We start from the raw sequence: 18517 nt of genomic DNA on the forward strand, positions 1-18517 counted from the left end.
CTCTTTGAGGTTATTCGTACCTGTCTGTGCAACTTTCCCCCTGGTGACGGTAGTTCACCGGCGGGAGACCGAGCGGCCCCCCTGCAGAGAGATGATGCAGGGGGGTCACGGGTTGTGCACTGAAACGATCGGAATCAGACAGCTTTTGAGTTTTCGGTGATGGTGATCCGGCCCTTGCGGATGGTGGCGAGCCGGGGAGCCCTGCGGGCGATCGACGAGTCGTGGGTGACCATGATGAAGGTCAGCCCGTGCTCCTTCCACATGGTCTCGAGCACGTCCATGATCTCGTCGCGCATGGACTCGTCGAGGTTTCCGGTGGGCTCGTCGGCGAGCAGCACCTTGGGGTTCTTGACGAGGGCGCGGGCGATGGCGACGCGCTGCTGCTGGCCGCCGGACATCTCCGAGGGCAGATGGCCGAGCCGCTCGCCGAGACCGACCGAGTTCAGGGCCTGCGCGGCGCGTTCGCGGCGGTCGGCGGCCTTGAGACCGAGCGGCACGAGGGCCGTCTCGACGTTCTCCTGGGCGTTCAGCGTCGGGATCAGGTTGAAGCTCTGGAACACGAACCCGATGGACTCGGCGCGGAACTTGGTGAGCCGCGCCTCCGGGAGCTTCGCCAGGTCGACGCCGTCGAGCTCGATACTGCCCGCGGTCGGCCGGTCGAGCCCGCCGAGCATCTGGAGGAGGGTGGACTTGCCGCCGCCGGTGGGGCCCTGGATGACGAGCCGGTCGCCGTCGCCGATGGTCAGGTCCACCCCGGCGAGCGCGTCGACGGTGGACTTGCCCCGCCGGTACTGCTTGGTGACGCCTCTCAGCTGATACATGGTGCAACTCCTGCGGTACGTAGAGATGTTCGGGAGGCCGCGCGGTGCGGCTACTCGACGCGGCGCAGGGCGTCGGCCGGGCGCAGCCGGGAGGCGCGCCAGCCGCCGAAGGCGCCGGCGATCAGGCCTCCGGCGACGGCGAGGCCGACGGCGAGCGTGATGGTGGTGGCGCTGACGGGCGCGCTGAGGGCGATGTCGAGGGTCTTGCCGGCGCTCTGGCGCACACCGGGGCCGCCCATGCCCATGCCGCCGCCGATGCCCCTGGCGCCGCCGCCCGCGCCGGAGCCGAGCTGGGCAGTGAGGGTGGGGCTGATCGCGGTGACGGCGTAGGCGCCCGCGAGGCCGACTGCGATGCCGAGCGCGCCGCCGACGAGCCCGTTGACAACGGCTTCTCCGATGACCTGGCGGGTGACGCGTCCGGACTTCCAGCCGAGCGCCTTGAGCGTGCCGAACTCCCGTACGCGGCGGGAGACCGCCGACGAGGTGAGCAGGCCCGCGACCAGGAACGCGGCGACGAGCACGGCGATGGAGAGCCACTTGCCGACGTTGGAGGCGAGATTGGAGGCGGTGGACAGGGAGCCGGAGACGGTGTCGGCGAGGTCGGCCGAAGTGGTCACCGTCGTACCGGAGATGTTCTTCTGGATGGTGGCCTTGACCGCGGAGATCTGCTGCGAGTCGGTCGCCTTCACATAGACCGTGGTGATCTTGCTCTTGGCGTCGGCGAGGGTCTGCGCCTGCTTCAGCGGCACGTACAGATTGGCGGCAGCGTCACCGCTGTCCGGCGTCGCGATGCCGATGACCTTGTACTTGACGCCCTTGATCTTGACGCTGTCGCCGAGGGCGAGCTTCTTCTCCTTGGCGTACGACGCGTCGGCGACGGCCACCTTGGCGTCGGTCTCGGACGTCTTGAACGTACGGCCCTTGGTGACCTTGGAGGAGGTGAGCGGGCCGAGGCCCTGCTTGGCCACGTCGGTGCCGTACACGCTGTAGGAGTTGACGTCGAAGGAGGCGCCGCCGCCCTCGACCCGGCCCTGCGGCTGGCCGCCGGAGCCGCCCGGACCGCCCTGGCGCGTGGCGCCGCCGCTCTGGTCCTGCTTGAACTGGCCACGCTTGAACTGGCCGTTGACCTTCATCACCTGGAGGCTGAGGCCGCCCACGGAGTCGGCGACGCCCTTCTGGCCGGCGACCTTGGTGACGGTCGACGAGGCGAGAGTCTGGAAGCCCTGCACCATGACGCGGTCGCTGCTCTGCTCCTCGCCGTCGTCCTTGGCGCCGAACTCGAACCGCGGCCGGCCGGTCTCCCCGCTCTTGGGCGCAGCGGCCGCCTTGGTGACGGTCATGTCGGTGCCGAGGCCGTACAGGGACTGGAGGACCTTGTCCTGGGCCTGGTTCATGCCGGAGGACACGGAGTTGACCACGATGACCAGCGCGATACCGAGCGCGAGCCCGGAGGCGACGACGAGGGCCGCCTTTCTGCGGCGGCGCAGTTCGCGCCTCAGGTAGGTGAAGAACATGCCGTGAAGCTAGGGACACACCGTGATGATCGGATAAGCCCTGGATAAGAGACCGATGAGAACTCTCCGGAAACACCCGAAGGCCCGCACCCCGTCGCCGGGGTGCGGGCCTTCCGCGTGGACTGTCGGGCCGAGGTCCGTCAGACGGCCGAACCGGCCTGCCACTGCGCCCAGTCCAGGTTCCAGCCGTTGAGACCGTTGTCCGGCTGGATGGTCTTGTCGCCGGTGTTCTTCACGACGACGACGTCACCGACCATGGAGTTGTCGTAGAACCAGGCGCCCGGGGTGCTCGGGTCGTCGGCACCCTTGGCGTCGGCCAGGCCGACGCAGCCGTGGCTCGTGTTGGCGCCACCGAAGATCGACTTGGCGCCCCAGTAGTTGCCGTGGATGAAGGTGCCGGAGTTCGACAGACGCATCGCGTGCGGCACGTCCTTGATGTCGTACTCGCCCTTGCCGTCGGTGCCCTTGAAGCCGACCGTCGAGCCGTCCATGCGGGTCTCCTTGAACTTCTCGGAGATCACCATCTGGCCCTGGTACGTCTTGTTCTCCGGCGAACCGGCGGAGATCGGGATGGTCTTGACGACCTTGCCGTCCCGCGTGACCGTCATGGTCTTGGTCTCCGCGTCGACGGTCGAGACCTGGTTGCGGCCGACCTTGAAGGTGACCGTCTTCTGCTGCACGCCGTAGACGCCGTTCGCACCCTCGACGCCGTCGAGGTTCAGCTTCAGCGTGACCGTGGAGCCGCCCGTCCAGTAGTCCTGGGGGCGCAGGTCGAGGCGCTGGTTGCCGAACCAGTGGCCGACGACCTCCTGGCCGCTGCTGGAGGAGACGGTGATGCCCTTCTGGACATCGGCCTTGTTCGTGATCGCCTTGTCGAAGTTGATCGAGACCGGCATGCCGACGCCGACGGTGGAGCCGTCCTCGGGCGTGAAGTTGCCGATGAAGCTGTTGGCCTGCGAGACCGTGGTGAACGAGGCGTTCTCGTGGGCCGCGCGGCCGCTGGAGTCCTTGGCCTCGGCGGCGATCTTGTAGACGGTGGCGCGCTGGAGCTGGCCGGCGGGCTTCCAGCTCTTCTTGTCAGCGGATATCTGCCCCTGGACCGCCGCGCCCTCGGCGCTCGTCATCTTCACGTTCGTGAGCGAACCCTTGCTCACGGTGACGGCGGCGGCGTTGTTGATTCCGGCGTTGTCGGAGCCGTCCTTCGGCGCGATCTTGATCAGCGCCTCAGACGTCTTCTTGGCGGCGGCCTCGTCGACCTGGGCCTGCGGCGAATTCTTGCCGCCGCCGTCGGCACCGCTCGCCTGGCTGCCGCTTCCGCTGCACGCGGAGAGCACCAGCACTCCTCCGACCAGAGCGGACGCGGCCATCAGGCCCTTGCGCCGCTTACTGTCCGTCATCACACGCATCCTCCATCGTCGACAATTCCCCCAACAACCCCGAAGGCCCTGCAGGCCTCGTTCCCCGCAAGGCGGGAATCCCCAATGGCCCATGTAACGCCATGACCGGTTCGTCCCGTTCCTATTTCGCCCCCGATGTGGGGGATGACACGTCGGGACTGCCGTGACCAGGCATGCACCCGTGGTAACAGAACCCTCCTGGTACCCCCTGTGGGACGAGGAAACCCCGGCCGGCGGTTGCCACCCGGGGTCCCGAGTCCACGAGTCCGCGCGGTCCGACCCGGCCCCGCATCCGGCCCTAGTCGTCCGCGTCGAGAGCGTCGCCGGATTCGTCATCATCCACGTCGAGGTCCCAGTCGGGCGAATCGGGATCGTAGTCGACCTGCTCGCTGGACCAGGAGGCCTGCACGAGGTCCGCCCCGGGCACCTCGCCGACCAGGTCGAACGGGTCGACGAGATAGGCGAGTGCCTCCGCCTCGTCCTCGTTGACGGCGGCCTCGACGTGGGCCCGCTCGTCGCCCGCCATGTCGTCGTCCTCGGCGATGCGCTGCAACGCGGCCCCGGTGATGGCGGCGGAGTCCTCGATCTCCAGGACCAATTCCACGCGGAGCCGAACAAATCGTGATGTCTCAGAGGTGCTCATACGACGGAGCGTATGCCTCACCCCACCCGCGACTTTCCTGTGACCCGCACCTTTCACTAACATCGCCTCACACGGCCAATTCGCCAGCTCCACAAGGGGGATCGATTCCGTGTCCGTCGCACGACGATCGCTGCTCACCGCCACTGCAGCCGGGACACTCCTGGCTGCTCTGTGGTTCGTTCCGTCCGCCACCGCGACGCCCGAGAAGACGGCGGAGGCAGATCAGCAGCAGACCGCGACAGCGGTACACGCGCAGTCCGAGGACCAACTGCGCCTGGCCGACACGGGAACGGTCGACACGACGCCGTACGTGATCGGCGGCTCGGCGTTCCTCGGGATCGGCGCGGGCTTCCTGACGTACTCGGCCAGGAAGAGCCGCGAGTCGGCCTTCTGAGCAACGAAGGGCGGGCCGCACCCCGAGGGTGCGGCCCGCCCTTGGTTCCGTAACCCCTAGGCCAGCGGCCCCGTGACGGGCTCCACGGCCGCGACGAGGTGCCCGCCGCGCACGAAGGCGTCGGCGGCCGCGAGGTCGGGCGCGAGGAACCGGTCGGGGCCGGGACCCTGAACTCCCGCGGCCCGTACGGCATCGATCACGGCGCGCGAGGCGGGAGCGGGCGTGAGGCCCTCCCGCAGCTCGATGCCGCGCGTGGCCGCGTACAGCTCGACGGCGACGATCCGCGTCAGGTTGTCGATCGCGGTACGCAGCTTGCGGGCGGCGGACCAGCCCATGGACACGTGGTCCTCCTGCATGGCGGAGGACGGGATGGAGTCCGCGGAGGCGGGCACGGCGAGCCGCTTCATCTCGCTGACCAGGGCGGCCTGCGTGTACTGGGCGATCATCAGGCCGGAGTCGACGCCCGCGTCGTCGGCGAGGAACGGCGGCAGCCCGTGGGACCGGTTCTTGTCGAGCAGGCGGTCGGTGCGCCGCTCGGCGATGGACCCGAGGTCGGCGGCGGCGATGGCGAGGAAGTCGAGCACGTAAGCCACGGGCGCGCCATGGAAGTTGCCGTTCGACTCCACACGCCCGTCGGGCAGCACGACGGGGTTGTCCACGGCGGACGCCAGCTCGCGCTCGGCGACGAGCCGCGCGTGGGCCATGGTGTCCCGCCCGGCCCCGGCGACCTGCGGGGCGCAGCGCACGGAGTACGCGTCCTGCACGCGCGGCGCGTCGTCCTGGTGGTGCCCGGTGAGCTCCGAACCCTTCAGCACGGCCAGCATGTTGGCGGCGCTGGCGCCCTGGCCGGGATGCGGCCGGATGGCGTGCAGCTCGGGCGCGAGGACCTTCTCGGTGCCGAGGAGCGCCTCGAGCGACAAGGCGGCAGTGATGTCGGCGGACTTGTACAGGTTCTCGAGGTCGGCGAGCGCCATGACGAGCATGCCGAGCATGCCGTCGGTGCCGTTCAGGAGGGCGAGGCCCTCCTTCTCGCGTAGCTCGACGGGTGCGATGCCGTGGGCGGCGAGCAGCTCGCCGGCGGGAGCCACGACGCCGTCGGGCCCTTCGGCGTCGCCTTCGCCCATCAGCGTCAGGGCGCAGTGGCTGAGCGGCGCGAGGTCGCCGGAGCACCCGAGGGACCCGTACTCGTGCACGACGGGGGTGATCCCGGCATTGAGCACGTCGGCCATGGTCTGGGCGACCTCGGGCCGCACACCGGTGTGCCCGGAGCAGACGGTCTTCAGCCGCAGGAACATGAGCGCCCGCACGACTTCCCGCTCGACGCGCGGTCCCATTCCCGCCGCATGCGAGCGGACGATGTTCCGCTGCAGCTGAGCCCGCAGCTCCTGGCTGATGTGCCGGGTGGCGAGCGCGCCGAACCCGGTCGAGACCCCGTACACGGGCTCGGGCTTCGCGGCCAGCGCGTCCACGATCGCGCGGGCCGAGGCAAGCGCGGCCACCGCCTCTTCGGAGAGCTCGATCCGGGCATTCGCCCGCGCCACGGCGACGACATCCGCCGCACTGACGCCGGACGTCCCCACCACCACAGTGTGCATATCCATATTCAGGAGCGTACGAGGTGAAGAGCCCAATGTCACGACCGAGTCCGGGATGGACCCCTTACGCCCCCACGTCCCGCCCCCGGAGCCGGCGCCGCTCGCTGTCGCCGACGGCGGGCGGTGGCGAGTCGGCAAGACGCACGACGGGATCGTCGGGCCCACCCCTCCCGGCGACAACGGGTTTCACGGCCCGCAGCGCCTTGGCCCGGTACTGGGCGGCGTCGGCAAGCCGGAAGAGCCGCCGCGCACTGAGCACCTCGCCGATCGGGTCACCGGTAGAGGCGATCCCACAGGCGACCCCGTCCCCCAGCTCCAACTCGGAGGCGCGCAAACACAGTTCCTCGCCCGCCCGCAGCACGTCATCGGCGTCGGGCCCCACCGCCACAAGACAGAACTCGTCACCCCCCAGCCGCGCGGCCAGAGCCCCCGGCAACATCGCGCCGCACAACGAGAGAACGGACCCGAACCGCTCCAGCAACCGGTCCCCGACCGCGTGCCCCAACGAGTCGTTGACGCGTTTGAGCCCGTTCAGATCACAAACGACAAGAGAAACGACATCGCCCCCGACGCGATGCCGCTCGATGGCCTCGTCCAGGCGCATATCGACGGCACGCCGGTTCGCGAGCCCGGTCAGAGCGTCGGTGAAGGCGAGCCGCCGCGCCTCCTCGAGCCGCTCGGTCTGAGCAATGCCCGCGGCGGCAACAGAGGCAAGCACGGTGGCGAAGGCGGCATCCTGCGCGCCGAAGACCTCGGCGCCCTCGGGCCGGGCGACGTACAACTCGCCCCAGGCGCGCCCATGGAGCACGATCGGCGCGACGACACAGCAACCGCGCCCGCGCCGGCGCAGGGCGGCGACACGCTGATGGCAGTAGCCGCCGCCTTCCACGGTCCCGGCGGCGGTCTCGACCCAGGCGCGCGGAGCGCCCCCGCCCACCCACTGCTCGTGCAGGAACTCGGTGATCTCGGGGAACTGGTGAACGGGATAAGCCTCGTCCTCGGGGAACTCGACCTCACCCTCGGCGCGCTCCCCCACGTTCACCAGGACGCGCAGCCGCCCGCGCTCCCGCTCCCACACGGACAGCGCCGCGAAGCTGCCGGACAGGGCGCGACAGGCACCGAGGGCGGCGGCCCGCCAGGACTCACGCGGAGACTGCGCCGCGGCCATCCCCTGCGCCATCGCGACCACGGCCCGCAACCGGACTTCCTCTGCCATAGGCCAAGATTAGGAAAGAAAAGCCCAATTCGATACATTCAAGACCCATACGAGGCCAGGAATAGTCATTCACCGGGCCACTGAGGGGCCCGCTTCTCATTGAAGGCGGCGACACCCTCCGCCCGGTCGCCGGAGAAGGCGACGGACCGCCAGGCAGCGTCCTCGACCTCGAGCCCGGCCCGCAGATCGAGCCCGTACCCCACCCTCAGAGCACGCTTGGCGGCCCGAAGCCCCACCGGGGAATTGGCGGCAATGCGCCCCGCCAGCTCAAGCGCAGCCTCACGGTCACCACCCACCCCCACCACCTGATCGACAAGCCCCATCTCCAGGGCCTCACGGGCCTCAACACGCCGCGCGGAGAAGATCAGCTCAGCAGCTCTCGCAGCCCCCACACGCCGGGGCAGCAACTGCGTACCGCCGCCACCGGGAATCACGCCCACGGACACCTCGGGCAGCCCCACGACAGCGGTCTCGTCGGCCACGATGAGATCGCAGGCGAGAGCAAGCTCGAACCCGCCACCGAGGGCGAACCCGTGCACAGCGGCGATGACAGGCATAGGAAGCTCGAGCACGCCCCCGTAGGCCCCCCGAGTCACAGGCCGCTGCCGAAGGAGCTCGGCATCGGAAAAGGAGTTCCGCTCCTTGAGGTCGGCCCCCACGCAAAAAGCACGAGAGGCAGAAGAAGAAACAACAACAACCCGAGCACCAGCATCAAGCGAGAGAGAGGCGCAGGCCTCCCCGACACTCACTGCCATGGCGCTGGACACGGCGTTCATGGCCTTGGGCCGATCGAGAACGAGCTCGGCGACAAAGCCGTGCCGCCGCACCTCGACGAACTCTCCGAACCGCTCGCTCACAGACCCTCCCGGTTAACGACAGTTAACAACGGCAGAATCCTAGAGCGGCCGCCGCGTCAGAAGCCAGGGCTCGACGACACCGAGCCCACGCACGGGCCGCTGCCACATGGGCTGAAGGGCAAAGCGGTACGAGGGAGCGTCCTCGCCCTCCTTCTCGGCGAGAGCGGCGGCCTCGGCCTCGGAAGCGGGCGCCTCACCGGCCCGCTGCAGCTCCTCGGCAAACGCGCCATCGACGAGCACGGCATCCCGGGGAGCTATCGACGTGAGCCGGCTGGCGAGATTCACGGTGGTCCCGAAGACATCGCCCATGCGGGTCGTGACGGTCCCGAAGGCCATCCCCACCCGCACCTCGGGCATGGTCTCGTCATTGGCCATGGTCTCGATGAGCCGCAGGGCGATCTCGGCCGCGACCCCCGAGTCATCGGCGGCGTACAGCACCTCGTCACCCAGGGTCTTGATCAACCGCCCGCCGTTGGCGGCCACGAGATCGGCGGCAGTGGTCTCGAAGGCCTCGACGAGCTCCCCGAGCTCCTCTTCCTCCATACGCCGGGTAAGCCGCGTAAAGCCGACGAGGTCGGCAAACCCAACGGCAAGCCGCCGGTCCACCATCTCCTCGTCATCGGCGGCCTGCACCACACGTCCCGTGGCCGCGGCCAACTGCCGCCGCCACACATAGACGAGAAACTCCTCCAGCTCGGGCAGGAGCAGCTCCATCAGGGGATACGTGACTTCGGTACGGGTCATCCCAGGCTCGGGAGGCTCGGTGAGCCCTTCCAAGAAGGAATCGATCTGCCACTCGGCAAGCCGGGCGGTGGTCTGGCCCGTGGACCGGGCGACCTGCACGGCCATGGCCTCGCTGAGCAGCCCGGCCTCGACAAGACCGGCAAGCCGCCGCAGGGCGAGCACATCGGCCTCGGTCAGCGCCTTGGCCTGCCCGATGTCGGCGAACCCCATGGCCCGCCAGAACCGGGAGGCGAGCTCCATGGAAACACCGGCGCTGCGCGCGGCCTGGAAAGGCGTATAGCGCCGCTCCGCGCCAAGAATGAGCTGCTCGAGACGGAGGGCAAGCGGGTCCTCACCGCCGGCACCTTCCTCGACAGACCCGATGTCGGTTGGGGTGCCCGCGCCGGAGCCCGAGTCGTCGACGGTCACGCCTGCTGCCCTTCCGATCTGCCACGGTCAGGTATCGACCGGCCTCAACTTTACGGCAGGTGTGCCGCAGCTCACTCCCCCAGCACACACGAGTCCCGAGCCCCCAGCCAAGTACAACCCGAAACGAAAAGCCCACCGTCGACCATCCACGGACGAAACAAGGCCGGGCGCCGGGGAGGGGCAGCCCCGCCGAACGACCGGCGGCGTACGAGACGCGGCCCGGAAGGCAGCGAGTCCCACCGGCCGCGAGACGCCGACGAGACGGGAGGGGCCGCGGGGGCATGTGCGCGCGGAGCCACCAGCACCACGTACAGGTCATGAGCTGGCCGACGTGCGCCCGTAGAACAGCGAGCACGTACATGCCCCCGCGGCCCCGCACCCGAAAGAAGACCTGACGCAACGGCGGCACACCCGAAAGAAGGCCCAGGCCGACAACGGCGCACCCGAAAACGAACCCCGGCGCTGCCCCCGACCGGCACCGGAACCCCGTCAGCCCCCCGCACGCAGATGAACGATGTCCCCCGCCCCCACAGGCTGCTGCACCCCGTCCTCAGAGGCGATGACCAGCCGCCCGTCCCCGTCCACGGCAACCGCCTCCCCCACAAGCTCCATCCCCCCAGGAAGCTCGGCCCGCACATTGCGCCCGAGCGTTGCGCACCCCGCCGCATAGGTCTCCTGAAGCCGCGACACCGCAGGATCCCCACCCGCGGCCCGCCACCCGACGAACCGCTCCTCCAGCGACCGGAGAACGGCCCGCAGCAGCGGATCCCGGTCAGTGGAGACAGCCCCGGCCAGGGCGAGCGACCCGGCCCCCGGCACGGGCAGCTCGTCGGCGCGCAGCGAAACGTTGAGCCCGATCCCGACGACCACCCCGTCTCCGGCGCGTTCGGCGAGGATGCCCCCGGCCTTGCGCTCCTCGCCGCCCACATTCACCAGCAGGTCGTTGGGCCACTTGAGGGCGGTGTCGACCCCTGCGGCCCGCGCGAGCCCCGTGGCGACGGCCACCCCGGTGAGCAGGGGCAGCCACCCCCACCGCTCCACGGGCACTTCGGCGCCGGGCTTGAGGAAGACGGAGAAGAAGAGCCCGGACCGCGCAGGAGCGGTCCACTGCCGGTCGAGCCGCCCGCGCCCGGCGCTCTGCGACTCGGCGACCAGGACGGCCCCTTCCTCGGCCTTGCCGCTCAAGGCGAGGGCAACGAGATCGGAGTTGGTGGACCCGGTGGCGGGAACAACGTCGACGGAGGACCAAAGCCCTCCGCGCACGAGGGCGCGCCGCAGGGCAGCAGCGTTCAGCGGGGGCCGGTCCAGGTCCGACCACTGCTGACCGTCGTTCGCGTCGGAAGGATCGTCTGAAGCATTTCGGGGCGTCATGCAACCCACCCTAGGTGTGGTAAACGCCGCACTGCCGAACGGTATCCACGCCACTACGCTACGAGCCAGTAGCAATGGGGGCGAGGCCTCAACCAGCCCCGAACCCCGCGACACCGCACCGCCGCGCCACATCGCCCCGTCCCGTCCTCACGTCCCCATTGAGCAGCCAGGGAGCCGCATCCCGATGTCCGTTCCGGAAGAGCCCAACGTGTCCAGCGCCATCGACATCCACACGACCGCGGGGAAGCTCGCGGACCTGCAGCGCCGGATCGACGAGGCCACGCACGCCGGCTCCGCACGCGCGGTGGAGAAGCAGCACGCGAAGGGCAAACTGACGGCCCGTGAACGCATCGAACTGCTCCTGGACGACAGCTCGTTCGTAGAACTCGACGAATTCGCCCGCCACCGCTCCACCGCCTTCGGCCTCCAGGACAACAAGCCCTACGGCGACGGAGTGGTCACCGGCTACGGCACCGTCGAAGGACGCCCGGTAGCCGTCTTCTCCCAGGACTTCACCGTCTTCGGCGGAGCCCTCGGCGAGGTCTACGGCCAGAAAATCATCAAGGTGATGGACTTCGCCCTCAAGACCGGGTGCCCCGTCATCGGCATCAACGACTCCGGCGGCGCCCGCATCCAGGAAGGCGTCATGGCGCTCGGCATGTACGGCGAGATCTTCCGCCGCAACACCCACGCCTCCGGCGTCATCCCCCAGATCAGCCTCGTGGTCGGCCCCTGCGCGGGCGGCGCGGTCTACTCCCCCGCCATCACCGACTTCACGATCATGGTCGACCAGACCTCCCACATGTTCATCACCGGCCCCGACGTCATCAAGACCGTCACCGGCGAGGACGTCGGCTTCGAAGAACTCGGCGGCGCCCGCACCCACAACACCAGCTCCGGCGTCGCGCACCACATGGCCGGCGACGAAAAAGACGCCATCGAATACGTCAAGACGCTCCTGTCCTACCTCCCCTCGAACAACCTGTCCGAGCCCCCCGCCTTCCCCGAGGAGGCGGACCTGGCCCGCACCACGGAGGACGACGAGCTCGACACCCTCGTCCCGGACAGCGCGAACCAGCCCTACGACATGCACACCGTGATCGAGCACGTCCTGGACGACATGGAGTTCTTCGAGACGCAGCCGCTGTTCGCGCCGAACATCCTCACCGGCTTCGGCCGCGTCGAGGGCCGCCCGGTCGGCATCGTCGCGAACCAGCCCATGCAGTTCGCCGGCTGCCTCGACATCGACGCCTCCGAGAAGGCCGCCCGCTTCGTGCGGACCTGCGACGCCTTCAACGTCCCCGTCCTCACCTTCGTCGACGTGCCCGGCTTCCTGCCGGGCGTCGACCAGGAACACACCGGCATCATCCGCCGCGGCGCCAAACTGATCTACGCCTACGCCGAAGCCACCGTCCCGCTGATCACGGTCATCACCCGCAAGGCGTTCGGCGGCGCCTACGACGTAATGGGCTCCAAGCACCTCGGCGCCGACCTCAACCTCGCCTGGCCCACCTCCCAGATCGCCGTCATGGGCGCCCAGGGAGCCGTCAACATCCTGCACCGCCGCACCATCGCCGCCGCCCCCGAAACCGAGCAGGAAGCCACCCGCACCCGCCTCATCCAGGAGTACGAGGACACCCTCCTCAACCCCTACACCGCCGCCGAACGCGGCTACATCGACGCCGTCATCATGCCCTCCGACACCCGCGCCCACATCGTCCGCGGCCTGCGCCAGCTCCGCACCAAACGCGAAAGCCTCCCGCCCAAGAAGCACGGCAACATCCCGCTCTAGCCCCAGGACCGAAACCGCCGGATACGAACCGCCGAAAGAGCCGCCCGAAAGGACCCGACCGATGATGATCAAGGTCGTACGGGGCAACCCCACCCCCGAGGAGCTGGCCGCCGCACTGGCGGTGGTCCAGGCCCGCGCCGCGGCGGCGGCCACCACCCCGCCCGGCGCGGCAGACACCCCGCCCGGCGCGGCAGGCACCCGCGACGCATGGGCCGACCCGGCAAGGGTGGCGCAGGCGCGCCGCCCGGCCCCGGGCCCCACGAGCTGGGCGCGCACGTACTGGCCTGTCTAGGGCCCTGGTCCCTACGTGGGGGTGCGCCTGAGTACGCGTACTCAGGCGCACCGCGTACCGGGGCAGCAGTATCGAATCCATGCTGTGGTCAGACCCCGAGAACGAGCCCCCCGAGGAGCTGCGCGAAACCCAGGCGATGCTCCGCCGAGCGGGCGTCGTGCTCGCGGTGGCGATGGTGATAGCGATGCTGGTTCTGGGAATCGTCTGAACCGATCCCCACCCCCCAACACCGCACCCTCCACGACGAGGCACCCCCAGCGACCCACATGTGGAACCCTGAGCGCATGAGTGATCCCCACGCGAGCACCCCGCGCCGCCGCCTTGTCCTCGCCTCCCAGTCCCCGGCCAGGCTGGCCCTGTTGCGCCAGGCGGGCCTCGCCCCCGAGGTGCTGGTCAGCGGAGTCGACGAGGATGCCGTGTCCGCCCCCACCCCGGCCGAACTGGCCCTGGCGCTGGCGGAGGCGAAGGCGTCCGTGGTCTCGGCGAAGCCTGAGGTGCACGGCGCGCTCGTGATCGGCTGCGACTCGGTCCTGGACATCGACGGCCGGGCGCTCGGCAAGCCGGCGGACGCCGAGGAGGCGACGGCGCGCTGGAAGTCGATGCGGGGCCGCGCGGGCACCCTGCAGACGGGCCACTGCGTGTACGACACGGAGACGAACCGCTACGCGTCGGCGACGGCCTCGACGGTGGTCCGGTTCGGCGAGCCGAGCGACGCGGAGATCGCCGCGTACGTGGCGTCGGGCGAGCCGCTCCACGTGGCGGGCGCGTTCACGCTGGACGGCCGCTCGGCACCGTTCATCGACGGCATCGACGGCGACCACGGGAACGTGATCGGCCTGTCGATGCCGCTGCTGCGCCGCCTGCTGGCCCAACTGGGCGTGAACATCACGGACTTGTGGGCGGACTGAACGCAGCTCGCCTCACCCGGACCGGGCCGATCAGGCGGGCTGGGGCGCCCCGCCCCCCTCGGCCGGTCCCGCGGGGGCGTCACCCGCACCCGCTTCCGTTCCGTCCGCCTGCTCCTTCCTGTCGTAGGCGACCAGCGTGAGCACGATGAGCCCGAGCACGACCATCATGAAGACGAACGCGAGCCAGCCGACCAGGCCGACGCTGAACGCCCCGAGCAGCCCGTGCACGACGGCTGCGCTGATCAGCAGGATGCGGCCGAAGCCGGCCGGCCCGCGGTCGCGCACGGCTACGCGCACGAGGACGATCGCGCACAGCGCGAGATAGAGCCCGAAGAGCGCGCCGGCTATCCAGGCGGAGACGGACATGGCGCGGGGGTCGAGCCCGGCCAGGGACATGTCCTGGCGGTCGACGACCAGCCCCAGGAACCAGTTGAGCAGGGCGATACCGATCGCCTCCGCGAAGAGCACGATCGCGGCCACCCACGCCACCGGTCTGCGTGCCACCGGAACCCACCCACTTTCGACTGCTGTTACCCCTAGTACGTTCGAGACAACGCGAACGCTACTAACGGGTAAACCTCGGGACAAGGGTTCTGCCCAAGGCAAAGAATCGTTGGGCCATTCGTAGGGACTCCACAAAGAATCCCGGAGTGCCGCAGCACCGTCTCACAGAGACCTAGCCCACATCGGCGGGCTAGGGTTCCAAGAGGGAAGGCTGCGTACCCGGGCGCAACAAGGGGATTCACCACTTGAGCGCGCCTCGAATAGCGCTCCGTGTGGGCAAGCTCACTCATGGGGACGGGTCGTAAGCCCGTGTCGGCAGTCCCTAAACTCGGCTTGTTTCAAGGAGGGAGCCATCGTGCGCAAGGTGCTCATCGCCAACCGTGGCGAAATCGCTGTCCGCGTGGCCCGGGCGTGCCGGGATGCCGGTATCGCGAGCGTTGCCGTTTACGCGGAACCGGACCGGGACGCTTCGCATGTCCGAGCGGCGGACGAGGCGTTCGCGTTGGGCGGTGACACCCCGGCCACCAGCTATCTCGACATGGCGAAGGTGCTGCAGGCCGCCAAGGACTCGGGCGCGGACGCCATCCACCCCGGCTACGGATTCCTGTCGGAGAACGCGGAGTTCGCCCAGGCCGTCCTGGACGCCGGACTGATCTGGATCGGCCCGCCCCCGCAGGCCATCCGCGACCTGGGTGACAAGGTCGCCGCCCGGCACATCGCCCAGCGCGCCGGCGCCCCGCTGGTCGCCGGCACCCCGGACCCCGTGTCCGGATCCGACGAGGTCGTCGAGTTCGCCCGCGAACACGGCCTGCCCATCGCCATCAAGGCCGCCTTCGGCGGCGGCGGCCGCGGCCTCAAGGTCGCCCGCACCCTCGAAGAGATCCCCGAGCTCTACGACTCCGCCGTACGCGAAGCCGTCGCAGCGTTCGGCCGCGGCGAATGCTTCGTCGAGCGCTACCTCGACAAGCCCCGCCACGTGGAGACCCAGTGCCTGGCCGACACCCACGGCAACGTGGTCGTCGTCTCCACCCGCGACTGCTCCCTGCAACGCCGCCACCAAAAACTCGTCGAAGAGGCCCCCGCCCCCTTCCTGACGCCGGCGCAGAACGAGCAGCTCTACACCGCCTCCAAAGCCATCCTCAAGGAAGCCGGCTACGTCGGCGCCGGCACCGTCGAGTTCCTCGTCGGCCTCGACGGCACCATCTCCTTCCTCGAGGTCAACACCCGCCTCCAGGTCGAACACCCCGTCACCGAAGAGGTCGCCGGCATCGACCTCGTACGCGAGATGTTCCGCATCGCCGACGGCGAAGCACTCGGCTACGACGACCCCACCCTGCGCGGCCACTCCTTCGAGTTCCGCATCAACGGCGAGGACCCCGGCCGCGGCTTCCTGCCCGCCCCCGGCACCGTCACCCGCTTCGCACCCCCCACCGGCCCCGGCATCCGCCTGGACGCCGGCGTCGAGACCGGCAGCGTCATCGGCCCCGCCTGGGACTCCCTGCTCGCCAAACTGATCGTCACCGGCGCCACCCGCGAACAGGCCCTGCAACGCGCCGCCCGCGCCCTGGCCGAGTTCGACGTCGAAGGCATGGCCACCGCCATCCCCTTCCACCGCGCCGTCGTCGTCGACCCCGCCTTCACCAGCGACCCGTTCACCATCCACACCCGCTGGATCGAGACCGAGTTCGTCAACGAGATCAAGCCCTTCGCCGCCACCCCCGACACCGACACCGACGAAGAAGCCGGCCGCGAGACCGTCGTCGTCGAGGTCGGCGGCAAACGCCTCGAGGTGTCCCTCCCCGTCTCACTCGGCATGTCCCTGGCCCGCACCGGCCTCGCCGCCGGCGCCAAGCCCAAACGACGCGCCGCGAAGAAGTCCGGACCCGCCGCCTCCGGCGACACCCTCGCCTCCCCCATGCAGGGCACCATCGTCAAGATCGCCGTCGAGGAAGGCCAGGAAGTCAAGGAAGGCGACCTCGTCGTCGTCCTCGAAGCCATGAAAATGGAACAACCCCTCAACGCCCACCGCACCGGCATCATCAAGGGCCTCAACACCGAGATCGGCGCCTCCATCACCTCCGGCGCCACCATCTGCGAGATCAAGGACTGACCACCTGATCTGCTCTCAGAGCGCCTGACACGAACGCCCGGCGGACCGGAACACGGTCCACCGGGCGTTCGCGTTGTTTCGGTCCGTGGTCCGGCTGCCGCGCGATCAGGCATCCTGGAGAACGCGCGCACGACCAGGGAGGACCGATGACGACCGGCACGGACCAGACGGACCGACCCCGCCCGGCCTCTTCCGTACGCCCCATGCGGGCCGACGCACGCCGGAACTACGAGCGGCTGCTCGCCGAGGCGCGTACGGCGTTCGCGGAGCACGGCACGGGCGCGTCCCTGGAGGACGTGGCGCGGCGCGCGGGCGTCGGCATCGGAACGCTCTACCGGCACTTCCCGAACCGGCACGCGCTGATGAGCGCGGTCTTCGAGGACGCGGTGAACGATCTGCTGGCGCGCTCGCGGGCGCTGCTCGCGGACCCGCAGCCATGCTCGGCACTGGTGGCATGGCTGCGCGACATCATCACTCATGCGGGTGAGTACCGCGGGCTCTCACGAGCCCTCATGTCGGCGTCGCACGACGCCAGTTCGGCCCTGTCGCGGTGCAGTACGCCGATGCGCGAGGCGGGCCAGGCCCTGCTGTCCAGGGCGCAGCGGGCGGGTGCCGTGCGCGCGGACGTGTCGATCGGCGATCTGCTTCAGCTGACCAACGCGATCGCGCTGGCCGCGGAGGAGACCCCGGACGACCCGGAACTGGCGGATCGTCTGCTCCGGCTGACGCTGCGAGGCATCACCGCGGGCTAGCGACCGTCCGACGGCGACCCGCAGCCGTACGGAGAAAGCTCCGCACCGGCTTCGGCCCCGCCCGGAGTGCTGCTCAGCGCCGGCGGAGGTCGGCCACCCTTACCGCGCGCTCAGGGGGTGCCTGGTCGAGGGCGGAAGCGCTGCGCAGCTGGGGGCCGCCCGGGAGCTGGGTGCGGCGCTGGCCCGGCAGAGGTACGTCCCGGCGCGTCTGCCGCGTCGGGACGGGATCTCCCCCCGCCGGCCCGGTTCCGGTCGCCGAGGCTCCGGCGATCGCGATCTGCACCCCCTGGTCGGCGAGTGCCTGGAGTTCGGTGACGGCGCGGTCGTCGTGGGCGGGCGGTTCGTCCGTCACGAGGCGCGTGATCACATCGGTCGGCACCGTCTGGAACATCGTGTCGGTGCCGAGTTTGGAGTGGTCGGCGAGGACGACGACCTCAGCGGCGGCCTGCACCAGCGCGCGGTCGACGGAGGCCGACAGCATGTTGGACGTGGAGAGGCCGCGTTCGGCGGTCAGACCACTGCCGGAGAGGAAGGCGCGGGAGACTCTGAGTCCCTGGAGGGACTGCTCGGCCCCGCTGCCCACGAGTGCGTAGTTGGAACCGCGCAGAGTGCCGCCCGTCATGACGACCTCGACCCTGTTGGCATGGGCCAACGCCTGCGCCACCAGAAGGGAGTTGGTGACGACGGTCAGTCCGGGCACCCGCGCGAGCCGGCGTGCCAGCTCCTGCGTGGTCGTACCCGCCCCCACCACAATGGCTTCGCCTTCTTCGACGAGGCCCGCGGCGAGATCGGCGATGGCCGTCTTCTCTGCGGTCGCGAGATGTGATTTCTGCGGAAAGCCGGACTCCCGCGTGAATCCGCCCGGCAATACCGCACCGCCATGCCGGCGGTCGAGGAGTCCTTCTGCCTCCAGTGCGCGCACGTCCCGCCGTACGGTCACTTCGGAGGTCTGGACGACGCGGGCGAGCTCCCGGAGCGATACCGCTCCATTGGCCCGCACCATTTCGAGGATCAATTGACGACGTTCTGCAGCGAACACGAAACTGACAGTAACCCCAACGACCGTCTGCTTTCAGCAGTTTGCGCCGAATAACAGAAGTTGTTCGCACGGAACGACAGGAAGTGGTATAGACGCCTATCTCCCGCACCTATGCCCGCCGCACGGCCGGCAACAGGCTGTGACCTGCGGGAAGTTGATC

The 18517-nt window shown here is 69.6% G+C and carries 18 protein-coding genes; 7 read left to right on the forward strand and 11 right to left on the reverse strand.

Annotated features, from left to right (window positions below; translation table 11 throughout):
• Positions 1-134: 134 nt before the first annotated feature.
• The 4 genes from OG758_RS21155 to OG758_RS21170 all read right to left on the reverse strand — a co-directional run bounded on the left by OG758_RS21155 (position 135) and on the right by OG758_RS21170 (position 4375).
• On the reverse strand, positions 135-821 hold the full coding sequence (locus OG758_RS21155; protein WP_326711447.1) for an ABC transporter ATP-binding protein: 687 nt from the start codon (positions 819-821) through the stop codon (positions 135-137).
• 50 nt (positions 822-871) lie between these two features.
• Positions 872-2335 (reverse strand): ABC transporter permease, encoded by a 1464-nt coding sequence (locus OG758_RS21160; RefSeq protein WP_326711448.1) that lies wholly within the window; start codon positions 2333-2335, stop codon positions 872-874.
• 140 nt (positions 2336-2475) lie between these two features.
• Entirely contained in the window at positions 2476-3732 is a 1257-nt protein-coding gene (locus tag OG758_RS21165) for a L,D-transpeptidase (protein ID WP_326711449.1), read from the reverse strand.
• Between the two features lie 298 nt (positions 3733-4030).
• Complete coding sequence (locus OG758_RS21170; RefSeq protein ID WP_326711450.1) at positions 4031-4375, reverse strand: hypothetical protein; 345 nt, start codon at positions 4373-4375, stop codon at positions 4031-4033.
• A gap of 109 nt (positions 4376-4484) precedes the next feature.
• Between OG758_RS21170 and OG758_RS21175 the strand changes: the two genes are divergently transcribed.
• A complete protein-coding gene (locus OG758_RS21175) occupies positions 4485-4769 on the forward strand; it encodes a hypothetical protein (RefSeq protein WP_116513449.1) in 285 nt (94 codons plus the stop codon).
• A gap of 56 nt (positions 4770-4825) precedes the next feature.
• Here OG758_RS21175 and hutH read toward each other — a convergent pair whose 3' ends face one another.
• The 5 genes from hutH to OG758_RS21200 all read right to left on the reverse strand — a co-directional run bounded on the left by hutH (position 4826) and on the right by OG758_RS21200 (position 10960).
• Positions 4826-6364 carry a histidine ammonia-lyase gene (gene hutH, locus OG758_RS21180; RefSeq protein ID WP_326715981.1) on the reverse strand — a complete coding sequence of 513 codons (1539 nt, stop codon included), beginning with the start codon at positions 6362-6364 and terminating at the stop codon, positions 4826-4828.
• A gap of 64 nt (positions 6365-6428) precedes the next feature.
• On the reverse strand, positions 6429-7580 hold the full coding sequence (locus OG758_RS21185; RefSeq protein WP_326711451.1) for a GGDEF domain-containing protein: 1152 nt from the start codon (positions 7578-7580) through the stop codon (positions 6429-6431).
• 65 nt (positions 7581-7645) lie between these two features.
• On the reverse strand, positions 7646-8437 hold the full coding sequence (locus tag OG758_RS21190) for an enoyl-CoA hydratase/isomerase family protein (RefSeq protein ID WP_326711452.1): 792 nt from the start codon (positions 8435-8437) through the stop codon (positions 7646-7648).
• 39 nt (positions 8438-8476) lie between these two features.
• Positions 8477-9589, reverse strand: a complete 1113-nt coding sequence (locus OG758_RS21195; protein WP_266560788.1) for an adenylate/guanylate cyclase domain-containing protein — start codon at positions 9587-9589, stop codon at positions 8477-8479.
• Positions 9590-10078: 489 nt separating this feature from the next.
• Positions 10079-10960, reverse strand: coding sequence for a biotin--[acetyl-CoA-carboxylase] ligase (locus tag OG758_RS21200; RefSeq protein WP_326711453.1), 882 nt, complete (start codon positions 10958-10960; stop codon positions 10079-10081).
• Between the two features lie 184 nt (positions 10961-11144).
• Here OG758_RS21200 and OG758_RS21205 point away from each other — a divergent pair, with 184 nt between their 5' ends.
• From OG758_RS21205 to OG758_RS21220, 4 genes are all read left to right on the forward strand, one after another.
• Positions 11145-12752: an acyl-CoA carboxylase subunit beta gene (locus OG758_RS21205; RefSeq protein ID WP_326711454.1), complete on the forward strand. Its 1608-nt coding sequence runs from the start codon at positions 11145-11147 to the stop codon at positions 12750-12752.
• A gap of 61 nt (positions 12753-12813) precedes the next feature.
• A complete protein-coding gene (locus tag OG758_RS21210) occupies positions 12814-13044 on the forward strand; it encodes an acyl-CoA carboxylase epsilon subunit (RefSeq protein WP_326711455.1) in 231 nt (76 codons plus the stop codon).
• A gap of 79 nt (positions 13045-13123) precedes the next feature.
• Positions 13124-13252, forward strand: a complete 129-nt coding sequence (mmpB, locus tag OG758_RS21215; RefSeq protein ID WP_266673571.1) for a morphogenic membrane protein MmpB — start codon at positions 13124-13126, stop codon at positions 13250-13252.
• Positions 13253-13328: 76 nt separating this feature from the next.
• A complete protein-coding gene (locus tag OG758_RS21220) occupies positions 13329-13952 on the forward strand; it encodes a Maf family protein (protein WP_326711456.1) in 624 nt (207 codons plus the stop codon).
• Positions 13953-13982: 30 nt separating this feature from the next.
• Here OG758_RS21220 and OG758_RS21225 read toward each other — a convergent pair whose 3' ends face one another.
• A complete protein-coding gene (locus OG758_RS21225) occupies positions 13983-14456 on the reverse strand; it encodes a hypothetical protein (protein ID WP_326711457.1) in 474 nt (157 codons plus the stop codon).
• 355 nt (positions 14457-14811) lie between these two features.
• Here OG758_RS21225 and OG758_RS21230 point away from each other — a divergent pair, with 355 nt between their 5' ends.
• On the forward strand, positions 14812-16566 hold the full coding sequence (locus OG758_RS21230; RefSeq protein WP_326711458.1) for an acetyl/propionyl/methylcrotonyl-CoA carboxylase subunit alpha: 1755 nt from the start codon (positions 14812-14814) through the stop codon (positions 16564-16566).
• Between the two features lie 203 nt (positions 16567-16769).
• On the forward strand, positions 16770-17318 hold the full coding sequence (locus OG758_RS21235; protein ID WP_199841831.1) for a TetR/AcrR family transcriptional regulator: 549 nt from the start codon (positions 16770-16772) through the stop codon (positions 17316-17318).
• A gap of 73 nt (positions 17319-17391) precedes the next feature.
• On the opposite strand, the gene OG758_RS21240 is transcribed toward OG758_RS21235, so the two are convergent.
• Positions 17392-18357, reverse strand: coding sequence for a DeoR/GlpR family DNA-binding transcription regulator (locus OG758_RS21240; RefSeq protein ID WP_326711459.1), 966 nt, complete (start codon positions 18355-18357; stop codon positions 17392-17394).
• Positions 18358-18517: the final 160 nt, after the last annotated feature.

Source organism: Streptomyces sp. NBC_01474 (assembly GCF_035918215.1).
Taxonomy (GTDB): Bacteria; Actinomycetota; Actinomycetes; order Streptomycetales; family Streptomycetaceae; genus Streptomyces; species Streptomyces aureus.

Bases quoted from the DNA above. Each gene is read 5' to 3' on its own strand.
- OG758_RS21155 (WP_326711447.1), bottom strand. From the start codon at position 821: ATGTATCAGCTGAGAGGCGTCACCAAGCAGTACCGGCGGGGCAAGTCC.
- OG758_RS21160 (WP_326711448.1), bottom strand. From the start codon at position 2,335: ATGTTCTTCACCTACCTGAGGCGCGAACTGCGCCGCCGCAGAAAGGCG.
- OG758_RS21165 (WP_326711449.1), bottom strand. From the start codon at position 3,732: ATGACGGACAGTAAGCGGCGCAAGGGCCTGATGGCCGCGTCCGCTCTG.
- OG758_RS21170 (WP_326711450.1), bottom strand. From the start codon at position 4,375: ATGAGCACCTCTGAGACATCACGATTTGTTCGGCTCCGCGTGGAATTG.
- hutH (WP_326715981.1), bottom strand. From the start codon at position 6,364: ATGCACACTGTGGTGGTGGGGACGTCCGGCGTCAGTGCGGCGGATGTC.
- OG758_RS21185 (WP_326711451.1), bottom strand. From the start codon at position 7,580: ATGGCAGAGGAAGTCCGGTTGCGGGCCGTGGTCGCGATGGCGCAGGGG.
- OG758_RS21200 (WP_326711453.1), bottom strand. From the start codon at position 10,960: ATGACGCCCCGAAATGCTTCAGACGATCCTTCCGACGCGAACGACGGT.
- OG758_RS21205 (WP_326711454.1), top strand. From the start codon at position 11,145: ATGTCCGTTCCGGAAGAGCCCAACGTGTCCAGCGCCATCGACATCCAC.
- OG758_RS21210 (WP_326711455.1), top strand. From the start codon at position 12,814: ATGATGATCAAGGTCGTACGGGGCAACCCCACCCCCGAGGAGCTGGCC.
- mmpB (WP_266673571.1), top strand. From the start codon at position 13,124: ATGCTGTGGTCAGACCCCGAGAACGAGCCCCCCGAGGAGCTGCGCGAA.
- OG758_RS21220 (WP_326711456.1), top strand. From the start codon at position 13,329: ATGAGTGATCCCCACGCGAGCACCCCGCGCCGCCGCCTTGTCCTCGCC.
- OG758_RS21235 (WP_199841831.1), top strand. From the start codon at position 16,770: ATGCGGGCCGACGCACGCCGGAACTACGAGCGGCTGCTCGCCGAGGCG.